The organism is Desulfosoma profundi, assembly GCF_055387865.1.
Genome location: NZ_AP042420.1, coordinates 3,010,837 through 3,025,697, shown reverse-complemented (window position 1 = coordinate 3,025,697; position 14,861 = coordinate 3,010,837). Strand labels below are relative to the sequence as shown.

Annotated in this window: 15 protein-coding genes; 14 read left to right on the top strand and 1 reads right to left on the bottom strand. The window is 59.1% G+C overall.

Annotation, left to right across the window (positions count from 1 at the left end):
* Positions 1-357: a response regulator gene (locus ACZ5K9_RS13050; RefSeq protein ID WP_464273975.1), complete on the bottom strand. Its 357-nt coding sequence runs from the start codon at positions 355-357 to the stop codon at positions 1-3.
* A 264-nt stretch (positions 358-621) separates the two neighbouring features.
* On the opposite strand from ACZ5K9_RS13050, the gene ACZ5K9_RS13045 reads away from it, so the two are divergent.
* The 14 genes from ACZ5K9_RS13045 (at position 622) to hutI (ending at position 14,855) form a co-directional block, all read left to right on the top strand.
* Positions 622-1,695, top strand: coding sequence for an MASE3 domain-containing protein (locus ACZ5K9_RS13045; RefSeq protein WP_464271765.1), 1,074 nt, complete (start codon positions 622-624; stop codon positions 1,693-1,695).
* Between the two features lie 23 nt (positions 1,696-1,718).
* Entirely contained in the window at positions 1,719-2,906 is a 1,188-nt protein-coding gene (locus ACZ5K9_RS13040) for a sensor domain-containing diguanylate cyclase (protein ID WP_464271764.1), read from the top strand.
* Positions 2,907-3,018: 112 nt separating this feature from the next.
* Positions 3,019-4,113 (top strand): sulfurtransferase, encoded by a 1,095-nt coding sequence (locus ACZ5K9_RS13035; RefSeq protein WP_464271763.1) that lies wholly within the window; start codon positions 3,019-3,021, stop codon positions 4,111-4,113.
* Between the two features lie 6 nt (positions 4,114-4,119).
* The gene (locus ACZ5K9_RS13030) at positions 4,120-4,674 is read left to right on the top strand and encodes a YeeE/YedE thiosulfate transporter family protein (RefSeq protein ID WP_464271762.1); all 555 of its coding nucleotides are present in this window, start codon (positions 4,120-4,122) and stop codon (positions 4,672-4,674) included.
* On the top strand, positions 4,671-5,213 hold the full coding sequence (locus ACZ5K9_RS13025; RefSeq protein ID WP_464271761.1) for a DUF6691 family protein: 543 nt from the start codon (positions 4,671-4,673) through the stop codon (positions 5,211-5,213). Before ACZ5K9_RS13030 ends, ACZ5K9_RS13025 begins: the two co-directional genes overlap by 4 nt.
* Positions 5,200-5,823 (top strand): hypothetical protein, encoded by a 624-nt coding sequence (locus ACZ5K9_RS13020; RefSeq protein ID WP_464271760.1) that lies wholly within the window; start codon positions 5,200-5,202, stop codon positions 5,821-5,823. The genes ACZ5K9_RS13025 and ACZ5K9_RS13020 overlap by 14 nt, the downstream gene beginning before the upstream one ends.
* A 391-nt stretch (positions 5,824-6,214) precedes the next feature.
* Entirely contained in the window at positions 6,215-7,078 is an 864-nt protein-coding gene (locus ACZ5K9_RS13015) for a branched-chain amino acid ABC transporter permease (RefSeq protein WP_464271759.1), read from the top strand.
* Positions 7,079-7,085: 7 nt separating this feature from the next.
* Positions 7,086-7,976, top strand: coding sequence for a branched-chain amino acid ABC transporter permease (locus ACZ5K9_RS13010; protein ID WP_464271758.1), 891 nt, complete (start codon positions 7,086-7,088; stop codon positions 7,974-7,976).
* Positions 7,973-8,740: an ABC transporter ATP-binding protein gene (locus ACZ5K9_RS13005; protein WP_464271757.1), complete on the top strand. Its 768-nt coding sequence runs from the start codon at positions 7,973-7,975 to the stop codon at positions 8,738-8,740. The genes ACZ5K9_RS13010 and ACZ5K9_RS13005 overlap by 4 nt, the downstream gene beginning before the upstream one ends.
* Complete coding sequence (locus ACZ5K9_RS13000) at positions 8,730-9,467, top strand: ABC transporter ATP-binding protein (RefSeq protein WP_464273974.1); 738 nt, start codon at positions 8,730-8,732, stop codon at positions 9,465-9,467. Before ACZ5K9_RS13005 ends, ACZ5K9_RS13000 begins: the two co-directional genes overlap by 11 nt.
* Before the next feature lie 128 nt (positions 9,468-9,595).
* Complete coding sequence (locus ACZ5K9_RS12995; RefSeq protein WP_464271756.1) at positions 9,596-10,747, top strand: ABC transporter substrate-binding protein; 1,152 nt, start codon at positions 9,596-9,598, stop codon at positions 10,745-10,747.
* Between the two features lie 219 nt (positions 10,748-10,966).
* Positions 10,967-12,676, top strand: coding sequence for a urocanate hydratase (gene hutU / locus ACZ5K9_RS12990; RefSeq protein WP_464271755.1), 1,710 nt, complete (start codon positions 10,967-10,969; stop codon positions 12,674-12,676).
* Positions 12,677-12,693: 17 nt separating this feature from the next.
* Positions 12,694-13,611, top strand: a complete 918-nt coding sequence (ftcD, locus tag ACZ5K9_RS12985; protein ID WP_464271754.1) for a glutamate formimidoyltransferase — start codon at positions 12,694-12,696, stop codon at positions 13,609-13,611.
* Complete coding sequence (hutI, locus tag ACZ5K9_RS12980; RefSeq protein ID WP_464271753.1) at positions 13,608-14,855, top strand: imidazolonepropionase; 1,248 nt, start codon at positions 13,608-13,610, stop codon at positions 14,853-14,855. The genes ftcD and hutI overlap by 4 nt, the downstream gene beginning before the upstream one ends.
* Positions 14,856-14,861: the final 6 nt, after the last annotated feature.

The following is a 14,861-nucleotide window of genomic DNA, read 5'->3' as shown; positions in this document are numbered from 1 at the left end:
TCATGACTCCTCGAGGACCTCACGGACCTTGGCCGCCAGCCGGCCCATTGTAAAAGGCTTATGAATGAAGGGAACCTTTCCCTCGTGCATCCCATGACGAATGATGGTTTCATCGGTATGCCCGGACATGAAAAGAACCTTGAGTCCTGGGACTTTTTCTTTCAGTTTCTCCGCGAGTTGAGCGCCACCCATGCCCGGCATGACCACATCCGTGATCAGCAAATCCGGCCGGAAAAACCCCTCCTCCACCTGTTGGATCGCTTCCTGCCCACTGGCCGCGCTGAAGACTTGGTAACCCAAGCGTTCCAATAGAATCTTCGTGAGCTCCCGGACGCCAGGCTCGTCCTCGATGACCATCACCCGTTCGGTGCCGTGTTTTTTCCAGAGTGATCATGGATTCTCCTGCGTATTGACCCCCGCCAAAAATTCATGTTAACAGTCACATTGTCCTAGGCCACTCGGCGCCGAAACGCCACGATGAAAGACATTCCATGCCGTGGGGCATCTCGTCTTCAGGCTCTTTTTAAGGGATCGATCCTTATATCCCCCGGCCGGACATCTCTCCGACGCGATTGAAGCACAAAGCGCAGGAACAATCCGAACGCATGGGAGAAGGTCAACATGACCACGTTGAGGACATCCGGGAGCCTTCGCCCCTTGGACTTCCCAACTCTTAGGATTCTTGTGGTCCTGCCCAGCGTCGCGTTCCTTGTCGCTCTCAGCTTTTATAACTATCTGCTCTTCCACAGTCTGGTGGAACTCTTCAGCGTTGTGGTGGCCGCCTTGATTTTCGTTTTGGCGCGAACCACTCAAAACTTCATGGCAAACCACTACTTTCTCTTTTTAGGAATTTCCTATTTCTATGTCGGACTGATCGACTTGGTCCACACGCTGGCCTACAAGGGCATGGGGGTTTTTCAGGACGCCACAGTAAACGAACCGACGCAGCTGTGGATTCTCGCACGTTATATTGAAAGCGCCTCCCTCCTGACCGCCCCAACCTACGCGCGCCGCAAGGCGCCGGTGGTGTTGGTGGGCATGCTGTACACGGCGGTGACTTTCGTCGGGCTTTTGGCCGTTTTCCAGTGGAAAGTGTTTCCCGACTGCTTTGTGGAGGGAAAAGGACTCACTCCGTTCAAGATCGTCAGCGAATATGTGATCTGTGTCGTGCTTCTGGCAGGCGCCATCAGGCTCTACGGGGTCAGGACCATTCTGGACACCAAAATTTTCCGTCTGCTTCTTGCCGCCGTCGTCACCACCGTGCTCGCAGAACTGTCCTTTACTTTTTATGTCCATGTCTACGGCTTATCCAACATGGCGGGGCATCTTTTCAAGCTGCTCTCTTTTCTTTTCGTTTTCGAAGCCATCGTGGTCACTGGAATTCGAGATCCATTCGCGATCCTGTTTCGTGAAATCAAGGAAAACGAAAAGAATCTGCGCGAAGAAAAAGAGAAATTGGAAGCCGCCCTTAAGGAGATCAAAACCCTTCAAGGACTGCTTCCCATGTGTTCCTACTGCAAAAAAATCCGAGATGATCAAGGCGACTGGCACAGTGTGGAAACCTACATCCGGGCGCATACGAACGCCACATTCTCTCATGGGATCTGCCCTGACTGTCTGAGGAGATATTTTCCTGACATGGCCGAGGATGTCTTAAGGGGACTCGAGAGCCAAAAGCCCCCTGTAAAAAAATAGCTGCCGGAAGTCCTGAGGGTCTTATGGAAACAGAAGGGACATTTTATAGAGAACTTTTGGACTGCTTGGCGGACGGTGTCCATTTCGTGGACCGAAAGAGGCGAATCACCTTCTGGAACAAGGGAGCGGAACGGCTGAGCGGCTATACGGCTCAGGAGGTTCTTGGAAAATCCTGCGCCGACAATGTGCTTCGGCATGTGGACGCATCGGGGAGAGAACTGTGCGTCGAGGGTTGCCCCCTCGCGGCGGTGATGGAGGACGGCCGGATGCGGGAGGCCCAAGTTTTCATGCATCACAAGATGGGCCACCGGGTGCAGGTGACCGTTCGGGCCACTCCCATGCGCCGGAAAGTCGGCGAGATTGTAGGCGCTGTCGAGGTGTTCAACATGGTGCCTCAGGAGATCAATGTCCTGAAAGAAATCGAGCAGCTCCGAAAAGAGGTGTTCACGGACCCACTGACAGCTGTGGGAAATCGCCGTTACGCGCAGATACGTCTGCAGGAATGCGCCGAGGATCAGCGGGCGTATGGGGTTCCTTACGCGATCCTGTTTGTGGACATCGACCATTTTAAGACCATCAATGATACCTGGGGCCATGGTGTCGGCGATCGGGTGTTGTGTATGGTCGCTTCCGTTTTGGCCGATGCCGTTCGAGGTTTGGATACCGTCTGCCGGTGGGGCGGTGAGGGATTCGTGGTCATTTGTCGAAACCTTGGCGTGGAGGGCCTTCAGGCACTGGCGGAACGATTGCGCATGCTCGTTGAAACGAGTTGGCTGGATCATCAGCAGAAGCGCATTTTCGTCACGGCCTCTTTTGGCGGTGCCGTGTCCTATCCCGGTGAGGCTCCAGAGGAGGTTGTGGAACGGGCGGACAGGCAACTCTATCGCAGCAAAGCCCTAGGGCGAAATCGAGTGAGCGTCGATACCGCCTCTCTCGATTCACCGGGCATTGAGGCGGGCGGGGCCCCCGATGGTGCTCCAGATCGCCCTATCCCCCCACGCAGTGAGGCGACTTCGCCGCCGAATCCTGGAGCCCAACTTACATCGTCGAAAAGGCCCTTGAGCGGGGGCCGTTCCCCGCATAATTCTTTGGAGCGTGCTGAATTGCGCGCCGCTCTTAGATTCCAGAAGGTCAAGTCGTCCAGACACGCGGCATTCAATCCATCGATGAAAAAAAAGGGCCGCAAGCCCTTTAAAACACTCCATTTATAAAACCTCCTATGGCGCTGGGCATCATGACGACTTAAGATTTGAGTTAATCGCTCGATGAGCAGTTCCTCGGATCGGCATTGTTTTTCTTTAAGGGCAGAACACGGAGGCGTTCATGGTGCACCGAAAGTCCCCGAGATTCTGGCTTGTGCCTCTCGTGCTTCTTGTGGGCGTGGCGTGGGCCTTGGCTTCCGCCCCATCCGCACAGGGTCCTCGAGTCGGTTACCCCTGCGATAACTGCCTCGCCACGCCTCAATGGCTCCTCAAACACCACAGTGACCCCGATATCGTCATTGTGGATGTGCGCACCGACAAGGATATGGACGGGCGTTTCATTCCCGGGGCTGTGCGTCTTCCGTGGACAAAGTTTCAGGGCCACGATATGGTTCGGGGCATCGGCGCCGTCTTCGTCGGCGCAGGACCGGCACAAGAGATTCTCGGCCGGGCGGGAATCTCCCGGACAGATACGGTCGTCCTTTACGATTCCGTGGAAAGGGACGGCGGGGCCACCGCTTCCTATGTTTTTTGGGTCTTGGATTACCTTGGTCACCCAGCCAAGCGTCTTCTCGAATGCGGGATTGACGGGTGGGCGGAGGCCGGGGGGCAGATCACGGGGCAACCGACCGAACGGGCTCCGGTTCTTTACCAGGCGCCGACCAACGAAATCCAGGCCCTTCGCATGGTCGATGGTTCATTTGTGCAGAGCCGGCTCGGGGATCCTTACTATCAAATTCTGGATGTGCGTTCTTCCGAGGAGTATCTAGGACTTGAGCAGAATCGCGGCTTGGATGGAACCCCATTGGCTGCCGGCCACATCCCCGGCGCCTATAATGTGCATTACCAATCCAACTGGCAAAACGCGACCACCAAAGCTCTTCTTCCTTATGGCGACCTGCAGAAGCTCTACGCGGGGTTGGATCCGACTCGAGCCGTGATCGTCTATTGCCATTCAGGGCGTCGCGCCTCTTTTGGCTATTTCGTGCTGCGACTCATGGGGTTTCGAGACGTGCGCCTTTACGAAGCTTCATGGAATGAGTGGGGACATCCTCGTTTATATTACCCGGTGGAAAAAACAGAAAATCGCTTGCACGGGGAGATGCTGGTGCCTTCGGTCTCGGGGGTTTCAGGCGTTCCCTCCGTTCCTCGACTTCCTGAAAAGCCGCGAACCGAACCGGCTTCGCCCAGCGGTTACGTTTCCTGCGGAGGGTAAAGTCCCATGACGAAAAGATCCCGGTTGACCAATCTGAACGGCGCCGGCACCGACTCCACGTGGCCGGTGCTGCCCTCGGCGCTCGCCCTGGCGGGAATCATTGTCTTCATCTTCGCCACGTACGGGCCTCCGGCCTCTTCAAGCAGCTTTGTGAGTCTGCTCAAGGGCCTGTTGAGCCCATTTGCTCCGGAGTATTTCGCCCATAAAGCCCACTATCGGACCCTCCCCGGGCCGGGGTCCTGGCTTTTTGCCTTTGTGCTCGGCATGGCCCTCGGAGGGTATGTGGGAGGGGTCACTTCCCTCCGTCCCGTAGCCCCCGTCCCAGCCTTGTGGTCTCAGCGCTTTGGGTCTCGACCGGCGCTCCGCTACGCGGCCTGTTTTTTGGGAGGTTTCCTTATTCTCTTCGGCGCGCGCCTCGCGGGTGGCTGCACCTTGGGTCTGTTCATCTCCGGAGCCACCCAACTCGCGGTGAGCGGTCTGTATTTCGGTGCAGTGATTTTCCCGGCAGCCATGATGACGGCACGTCTCGTGTATGGGCCGAGAAAAGGAGGTCTCCGATGATCCAGGTCCTGCTCGGACTTTTTTCCGGCATGGCTTTCGGTTTCGTGATTCAGAGGATAGGGGCCACGGACCCGGATAAAATGGCTCGAGCCCACCTGATGGAGGAGCCGGAAATCCCTCAGTTCATGATGCTCGCGGTGGCCTTTTCCGCATTGGGCTTGGCCGGTCTCCAGGCGGCGGGAATCGGTCGGACACTGATTTTACCCACCAGTCTGTTGGCGACGGGCATAGGAGCGCTCATTTTTGGCGTGGGATGGGGTCTGTGCGGCTATTGTCCTGGGACCTGTTGGGCCGCCGCCGGCGAAGGACGCACGGATGCCGTGTTCGCTCTTTTGGGCGGCCTGACGGGAACCGCCGTTTTCGCCCATTTTCACGAGTCACTGATCCCTTGGCTCTATCTTTCCACAAATCAAGGACAGCTCACCCTAACCCAATGGGTGGGCCACCGATTCGCTGCAGCATCCCTCCTTGCCCTCGCTTTCCTAGGCGCAGTCTGGATCATCGGTCGCGTTTGGGGTTCGGACAATGGCCACACGTAGCCCTGGAGGACTCGTGCTTGGGGTCTTCACGGTCATGGTCTCCGTCCTGTGGGCATGTGGCTCTCCATCGACGGAAGACAGCGCGGCTCCGCGCATACCTCGAGGCTACCTCAAAGCATTGGAATTTGTGCACAACGAACGCCTGCTGCGTTTCGGACCTTTCGTCGGTTACTATTTTCGACCGGAGATTCCCGGAGATTTTCGAAGGCTCCACCTGCTGTGCTATAATGAAGGCCGATTCTACGCTTCTGACGCTCCGGACGGGGCACTCCTTTTCGAAGGGACAGCCGTCCTCACAGATCTTCCCCCTCTCCCCGTATCGCTCCCCCAAAGCGAGGAACGGATCCAACCGGTGTTTTTCCAAGACGCTCCGCCACCCTGGATCGCCTCCCGACCCGAGCCCCAAGACGTTTATCGGCATTTCCACTCATGCTCCGACGCCACGGGTGCTGTGCTCACAGGTTATTGGCTCCGGCACACTCCAGTACGGGATTTCACTTACGACATGGGCGGACGGGTCGGGCCCGCAAGCCCGCTGTATCACCAGGTTCGTATGGGTGATGAGACGGGGTTTCCCCAAATCATGGAATTCGACCGGGGCTTGAGGTGATCCAGGGGAACAGCGGAAAACCCGCTGAATCCAGTGTCAAGCCGAGTCCCCTGTTCTTTGGACCACGATCCCGGCATGGTCGGAACCGCTGGTGGGGCCAAAACCCCCTTGAGCTGTGCAAATCTTTCCCTGAGGTCCGTTTTGGAAGAACGGGCCCTGAGCTTCTCGATTGTGCGGCCCCGAAAGGCCTTTCGTTGCTGACGCGCGAAGAAAAACCCCGAGGGGCGTCAGCTTCCAATCCCCGTATCTCTGGAAGGATACCGGTCTTCTCCAAAGGTCCCGAGGTGGAGCCGGCGGCGGAGGATTCTCCCGTCCGGCTTGACGCTTGGGAAAAATCTTCTGTATAAGGCATCCGCACGCGGCACGAACCCCACGACGAGGACGACTTTTCATGCGCTTGTTTCTGGAACAGCTCCTGAACGGCGTGGCCATCGGTTCCATCTACGCACTGGTCACCTTGGGGCTCGCCCTCGTGTATGGTATTCTGCGCATCCTCCATGTGGCTCACGCCGCCGTTTACACCGTGGGAGCCTATCTCGGGCTGTTCATCTTTCAATGGACCGGGAGCCTGCTCTTGGGCTGTGCGGGTGCCATGGTAGGGTGCGCCGTCCTGGGCGTGACCATCGAGCGTTTGGTTTATTTTCCTTTGCTCAAATACCCGCCCTATGTGCCGCTCATCGCCAGCATCGCCATTCTTCTCGCGTTGGAAGAAGTCTGCCGTCTTGTGGCCGGCCCGTATATCCTCACCTTCCCGGCTCACCTGCCTTTCCCTTCGATCCATATCTGGGGTGTGGACGTCCCATCATCGGTGACGACCATCCTCGCCGTCACTGCAGCGATCCTGATCTCTCTGTGGTTCCTCACCACCCGCACGGAAACCGGCTTAGCCATGCGGGCCGTCTCTCAAGATTTGGCCATTGCGGGGGCCATGGGGATCAACAGCCATGCCGTGGTGAGCTTCACCTTCGTCATCGGATCGGCCATTGCCGCCTTGGCGGGAATCCTCGTGGGCATCTATTACAATCAGGTATACTCCACCATGGGTTCCGTGCCGGCCTACAAAACTTTGGCCCTCATCGTGGTGGGCGGTTTGGGGTCCGTCCCCGGCGCCGTGGCCGCCTCCATTCTGCTGGGGATCGCAGAAACTCTCCTTATCGGCTACGCCCACATTCCCCTGCCTCGAGACGCCCTGGCCTTCATCGCCATGATCGCGGTCCTCATGTGGCGTTCCGAGGGCTTGTTCGGCTCACGCTGAGGAGCTTATGAACGCCTACCTCATCACGGTCGCGACCCTTGTGACCATCCAATCCATCGTGGCCTGCGGACTGAACGTCATCGTGGGCTACGCGGGACAAATCTCTCTGGGCCACGCCGCCTTTTTCGGAATCGGCGCCTACGCCTCCGCGTTGCTCACCACCAAGGCGGGCCTTTCTTTCTGGACGGCCCTGCCCTTGGCCGTGGCCATCACGGCCGCTGTGGGCTTGATGTTGGGCCTTCCGAGCCTGCGGGTAAGGGACGATTTTCTGGCCATAACGACCATCGGTGTTAATTTTATCGTCGAAGCGATTTTCCTCTACATCCCTTTTTTCGGCGGGGCACTGGGCATCGGCGGCATCCCCCGGCCGACTTTCTTCGGACTGTCTCTCAAAGGTCTGCCCTACCTCATCCTGTGCGTCGTCTTCCTCGCCGTGGTGCTGGGTCTGTGCCGGGGATTTACCAAAAGCTGGGCGGGCCTTGCGTGCTTCGCCCTGAGAGAAGAGGAAACGGCGGCCTCGAGCATGGGGATCTCGCCCGTTCGGTTCAAGCTCCTGGCCTTCCTCATCGGTACGGCCATGGCCGGGCTCGGCGGCGTGCTCTACGCCCATTTCATGCGATTCATCAGTGCGGGTGACTTTAGTTTTCCCGTCTCCGTCATGCTGCTTTCCACAATCGTTTTAGGGGGCATGGGCACCTTGTGGGGTCCCGTGCTGGGAGCCCTCATTCTTGTGAGCCTTCCCGAATTCTTCCGACCTCTCCTGGAGGTGCGTTTTCTTCTTTACACCGTCCTCCTGCTGGTGATGATCCGTTTTCAACCGGGAGGCCTTCTGGGGGAGGCCAGCGCGGCGCGTCGGGTCCTTGCTCGACTACGGCCGGGAAAGGGGCACGAGCCGTGAACGAAATACTCCTGCAGGTTCAGGATTTGGTCAAACATTTCGGTGGCCTTCGTGCCGTAGACGGTGTGAGCTTTAACCTCCATGCCCGTGAAATCTTGGGGTTGCTCGGCCCCAACGGCGCGGGAAAAACCGTCTGCTTCAATCTCATTTCCGGGGTCTATGCGCCCACGTCCGGGCAGATTCACTTCGCCGGACGGCGTTCGGACGGCCTTCCCCCGCATCGTTTGGCGGCTTTAGGGCTCGGCCGCACCTTTCAAATTGTCAAGCCCTTCGCACACCTCACCGTGCTGGACAACGTCATCGTCGCCTGCGGCGTGAAGCACTACCGGAGCCTCTGGCGGGCTTTCGGGTCCTGGACGGGAAAGGCCGTTCGACAACAGGCGATGGAACTCCTGGAGAAGGTCGGTTTGGCCGACGACGCCGACCGCACGGCCGGCCTGCTTCCATTGGGGCACCTGCGCCGTCTGGAAATCGCTCGAGCCTTGGCCGTCGGGCATCGGCTCCTCCTCCTGGACGAATGCTTCTCGGGGCTGCGGGAAGAAGAAATCGCGCCTCTGATGGCACTGGTTTCGGCCATCCGACGGGAAGGCATCTCGGTGCTGCTCATCGAACACAATATGCGCGTGGCCATGCAACTCTCGGACCGTATCGTAGTGCTGGATCACGGCCGAAAAATCGCTGAAGGAACCCCGGGGGACATTGCCAAGGACCCTCGGGTCATCGAAGCATATCTGGGTCGAGGAGGGCGTGCGCGTGGTGCTTGAGGTGCACGGGATGCACATCGCCTACGGAGATGTGCAGGCGGTCCGGGGAGTGAGCTTTGGGGTGGCCCAAGGGGAACTGGTGTCCATCATCGGCGCCAACGGGGCCGGAAAGAGCTCCATCCTGAACGGGCTTATGGGTCTTGTCCCGCTGCGCTCCGGCACCGTGCGGTTTCAGGGAACGGATATTTCCGGGGAACCGGCCCACAAGCGGGCGCATCGAGGCATCCGATTGGTTCCTGAAAGAGCCCGACTTTTCCCTCGGCTTTCTGTTGCAGAAAACCTGTTGATCGGCGCCTACGGACTTCGGCGGAAAATCCCCGTCCAAAACCGCCTGGAATGGCTCTTCCAGCTTTTTCCGATCCTCAAGGAACGTCGAGACCAGCCGGCCCAAACCCTCTCCGGCGGCGAACAACAGCAGCTCGCCATCGCCCGGGCTCTCGTGTCGGAGCCTCGGCTTCTCCTGGTGGACGAAATCTCCATGGGCCTCATGCCCAAATTGGTGGACCAGGTTTTTGATCTTTTGGAATCGCTGAATCGAGACCATGGGTTGACCATCCTGTTGGTGGAACAGAACGCTCGAGCCTCCCTGGAGATTTCCCACAGGGCCTACGTCTTGGAAACAGGGGTAGTGGTCATGGAAGGCCCCGCCCGAGATCTCATGGAGAACGCGCAGATCCAGAAAGCCTATTTAGGGCTTGTCCACGATGAGTCCGAAAGGAGACAATGAGCTCGATGTGAGGCGAAGGCGGGATGACAATGAGCTCTTAAGGCGCGATGAGGGAGGCTGGGACAAGCTTGCGGGTTGAGGCGGTGTCAAGACCAACAAAGACGAACTGGAAAGAGGAGGTCGGAGTGATGAGGAGAATCGTGCTTTGGTCTTTGGTCGCGTTTTTGGTGCTGCTTCCCTGGAGCGCCGTCCGTGCGGCGGACACCATTAAGATCGGCCTGTTGAGCCCGCTCACGGGTCCTGCAGCCGCAGACGGCGCCAGCGTGAACAATTCGGTGCAGCTGGCCTTGGAAAAGGTGAATAAAGGCGGCGGAATCTTGGGTAAGAAGGTGGAGCTGGTGGTCTATGATGATCGCGCCGACGGCAAGGAAGCCGTCGGGCTTGCCCAAAAACTCATTCAACAGGATCGTGTGGTGGGTGTGGTCGGCGGATCCTATAGCACACCGAGCCGCGCTGTGGCCCCCATTTTTCAGGAAGAGCGCATCCCGTTCATTGCGGCCTATGCCGTCCACCCGGACATCACCACCGCCGGTGATTATTGCTTCCGAAACGGTTTTCTCGGCATGGTGGAAGGCCGGGCCGCCGCCTATGTCGCTGTCAACAAACTGAAAGCCAAAAAGATCGCCTTGCTGGTGAGCGACAACGACTTCGGCAGGACCCTGTCCGCCGGTTTCAAGGAATATCTCAGCAAAAACGCCCCCACGGTGGAACTGGTCTATGAGCAGGCCTATCCCTTTAAAGAACAGGATTTCAAGCCGTATCTCGCCGCCATCAAGGAAAAGAATCCTGATCTGATCTTTGCCAGCGGCTACTATTTCCAGACGGGGCCCATCGTGAGCCAAGCCCGGGAGATGGGGATCACGGCGACCATTTTCGGGGAGGAAGGCGCCGACTCTCCAAAATTTCTGGAAATCGCCGGCAAGGCAGCCGAAGGTTTCCTGATCGTGACCAATCTGAACCGGGACGACCCCAGACCGGAAGTCCAGGAGTTCCTCAAGCTCTACAGGGAACGTTACCACATTGAACCTGACATGGTCGGCGCTTCGGCTTACGACGCTTTCATGATTCTCTGTGATGCCATCCGACGGGCCGGAAGCACCGACGGGGCCGCCGTCCAAAAAGCCGTGGCCGCCACCAAGAATTTTAACGGACTGACCGGCATCATCCAGGGATTCACCCCAGTCGGGGAAGTGGTCAAAGATGTCCAGGTGCAAATCGTCAAAGACGGCGCCTTCCGCTTCTTCGATGTGGTGAAAGATCCCGCGGTGATCACCCCTTAGGCCACTGTCCGCCGGGTGCCCCGGGCCTGGAGCGTGCATGACGGAGACGAGATCCGGGACGACCAACGGGGGATGCCCCTGGGGCGCTGGAATCCGTAACGATCAACCCCGCCGGCCCTGGGGCGGCCCGGCGGGATTGACTTTTTTCAACGAGGACGGACGCCTACGGACGCGTCCCATCAGAACTTGGTTCAAAACCAATCCGAGGGAGGACCCAAAATGAGCCTCGGTCCCAAGGAAAAACTCCTTCAGGAGCTGGGCATCGGATGCGGAAAGCCTCGACCGGTCAGAGCCCCGAGAGGCACACAGCTCCATTGCAAGGGCTGGCATCAGGAAGCCGCCTTGCGCATGCTCTGCAACAATTTGGACCCCGAAACGGGGGAAAAACCGGATGAACTGATCGTCTACGGCGGTACCGGCAAAGCGGCCCGCAACTGGGCTTGTTTCGACGCCTTGGTGCAGTCCCTCCTGGAGCTGGAAAACGACGAAACCCTCCTTGTCCAATCGGGAAAGCCGGTCGGCATCCTCAGGACTTACCCCACGGCCCCGAGGGTGCTCATCGCCAACGCCAACTTGGTTCCCGCCTGGGCCACCTGGGAGTACTTCCATGAACTGGAAGCCAAAGGGCTGATCATGTTCGGCCAAATGACCGCCGGTTCTTGGATCTACATCGGCACCCAGGGGATTCTCCAGGGCACCTACGAGACCTTCGCCGCCTTGGCAGAAAAACACTTTCACGGATCTTTGGCCGGGAAGATCACCGTCACCGGCGGCTTAGGGGGCATGGGCGGTGCGCAACCCCTGGCTGTCACCATGAACGAAGGGGTGGCCATCTGTGTGGAAGTGGACCGCCACCGCATCCAAAGGCGGCTGGATACCCGTTATCTCGACTGCATGGTGGACAGCCTGGATCAGGCCATCGCCATGGCCCGGGAAGCCGCCGCGGCGAAGAAACCCCTCTCCATCGGCCTTTTGGGCAACTGCGCCGAGATTCTACCCAAAATGGTGGCCATGGGATTCATCCCCGATGTGGTCACCGATCAGACCAGTGCCCATGACGAACTCAACGGGTACGTCCCCGCAGGGATCCCGTATGAGGAAGCTTTGGTCCTCCGCACAAGAGACCCGAAGCGCTACATCGACATGGCCATGGATTCCATGGCCGTGCATTGTCGTGCCATCTTGGACATGAAACAGCGAGGCGCGGTCGCTTTCGACTACGGCAACAACCTGCGCGGCCAAGCCTTGAAACGGGGTGTCCGGAACGCCTTCGATTATCCGGGGTTCGTTCCGGCCTACATCCGACCGCTTTTCTGCGAAGGCGAAGGGCCCTTCCGATGGGCGGCCTTGTCCGGAGATCCCCAAGATATCGTCGTCACAGATCATGCCCTCATGGAAGCCTTCCCCAACAAAACCCGCATGGTCCGATGGCTCCAGATGGCGGAAGCCCGTGTGGCCCACATGGGCCTTCCCGCGCGGATCTGCTGGCTCGGCTATGGGGAACGGGATAAAGCAGGGAAAATCTTCAACGACTTGGTTCGGAAAGGTGCGGTGAAGGCGCCCATCGTCATCGGCCGCGACCATCTTGACTGCGGTTCCGTGGCTTCCCCCAATCGGGAAACGGAAGCCATGAAGGACGGCTCTGACGCCATCGCGGATTGGCCTGTGTTGAACGCCTTGGTGAATACGGCTTCGGGAGCCAGCTGGGTGAGCTTCCACCATGGGGGCGGCGTCGGCATCGGCTACGCCTTGCACGCCGGTCAGGTGACCGTGGCCGACGGCACCGATGACGGAGAAGTCCGGGTGACCACCGTACTGCGGAACGATCCGGCCACGGGAATCCTCCGTCATGCGGATGCCGGCTACGCGCGGGCGATCCAATTGGCCGAAGAACGGGGTGTCAAGATCCCCATGAAGCCGAACGCCTGATCCGAGGACGAAAGCCGATGAGCATGTGGATCGAATGTGTTCCGAACTTCAGCGAAGGCCGGCGGCCCGACGTCATCGAAGCCATCGTGGCCCCGTTTCGCGCCAAGCGCGGCTGCGCCCTCCTGGACTACCGTGCGGACCCCGACCACAACCGGTTGGTGGTCAGCCTCGTCGGGGCGCCGGACCCCATCCAGGAGGCGCTTCTGGAATCCACCAAGACCGCCATGGCCCTGATTGACTTGAACCGACACCACGGGGCCCATCCCCGAATCGGGGCCGTGGATGTCATCCCTTTCGTGCCGCTGCGGGGGATCACCATGGAGCAATGCGTCGCCCTGGCCCATGAGTTCGGCCGACGCTACCATGAGGAGACCGGCATTCCCGTGTATTTTTACGAAGAAGCCGCACTGCGGCCCGAACGTCGCCGGCTGGAGGTTGTCCGCAAAGGCCAGTTCGAAGGGTTGAAGGATGCCATTGCCGACCCGGAAAGGCATCCGGACGTGGGGCCCCCCCGGCTGCATCCGACGGCGGGAGCGACCGTCATCGGAGCCCGCAAATTCCTGGTGGCTTTCAACGTCAACCTCGGCACTTCCGACGTGCGCATCGCCAAAGAAATCGCCCAAACCGTACGCGCGTCCAGCGGGGGACTGTGCCATGTGAAGGGAATCGGGCTGGCTTTGGAAGACCGTTCTCTGGTCCAGGTGAGTCTCAACATCACGGATTACGAAAAAAACGCCTTGTATCGTGTCACGGAACTCATCCGTATGGAGGCCAAGCGCTGGGGAGTGCCCGTCGTGGAAACCGAAGTCTACGGCATGGTACCGGCAGCCGCCCTCCTGGAAAGCGCCGCCTACTACCTTCAGATCTCGGGATTTTCCCCTGATCAGGTCCTGGAACTCAAGATGCTGGAAATGCTCGGGGACGATACCTCATGATCACCAAGTTGTTTCGAAACGCCACCGTTTTCACGCCTGTGGACACCGGAAAGCCCAAGGGGGGGACTTCTCAGGGCGCGATCCGGATTCTGGAAAAAGCCGCCTTGCTCTGCCGAAACGGCCTCATCGAAGCCGTCGGCACTGAAAACGAGGTTTTGAAAGGGCTTCACCCCGCGGATCTCGACCTGGAAGTGGACCTGCAGGGACGCTGCGTCATTCCGGGCTTTGTGGATCCCCATACGCATCTGTGTTTTGTCGTGCCACGGGAGCGGGAATTCTCCCTGCGCCTCCAGGGAGTGGAATACCTGGAGATTCTTCGACGCGGGGGGGGGATTTTATCCACCGTGCGCTCGGTTCGGGCCAGCGACGAGGAGACCCTCTTTCAGGCAACCCGCCGGAGAGCTCTGGACGCCCTGCGCCTCGGCACCACCGCCATGGAAATCAAAAGCGGCTACGGGCTCGAGACGAGCACCGAGCTGAAGATGTTGCACGTCATCCGGCGCATCGGCCGGGAAACACCCCTCGATGTGGCAGCGACGTTCATGGGAGCCCACGCGGTGCCGGAAGAATACCGGGAACGCAGCGACGCTTATGTGGATCTGATCATCGGCGAGATGATCCCGCAGGTGGTGCACCAAGGAATTGCCAAGTTCTGCGATGTGTTTTGCGAAAAAGGAGTGTTTTCCATCGACCAGAGCCGGCGTATCCTGCGTGCGGCGCAGGCGGCGGGACTTAAGGCAAAGATCCATGCCGACGAAGTCCACGACTTGGGCGGAGCGGCCTTAGCCGCAGAAGTCGGCGCCGTTTCGGCCGAACATCTGCTGGCCGCAGGAAAAGAGAATCTGCGCGCCTTGGCCGAGGCCGGGACCATCGCCGTGGTTCTTCCTGCAACGGCTTACAGCTTGCGCACGCCTTTGGCCCCGGTGCGTTCCATGATCGACCTCGGGGTTCCGGTAGCGCTGGCCACAGATGCCAACCCGGGGTCGTCCTATACGGAATCCATGCCGTTTGTCTTCGGGTTAGCCGTCCTGATGATGGGTCTGTCCGTGGAAGAAGCCCTCAATGCGGCCACTCTGAACGCGGCCTATGCCATGGGGATGGCTCATCGCCTCGGAAGCCTGGAGGTGGGCAAGCAGGCGGATTTTCTTGTGCTGGATGGAGAAACCCCGGCGGTAATCGCCTACCACGCCGGAGCCAATCCCGTGAGGGAAGTTTACAAGAAAGGGGAAAAGTGCGCCCCATGAGGCGGC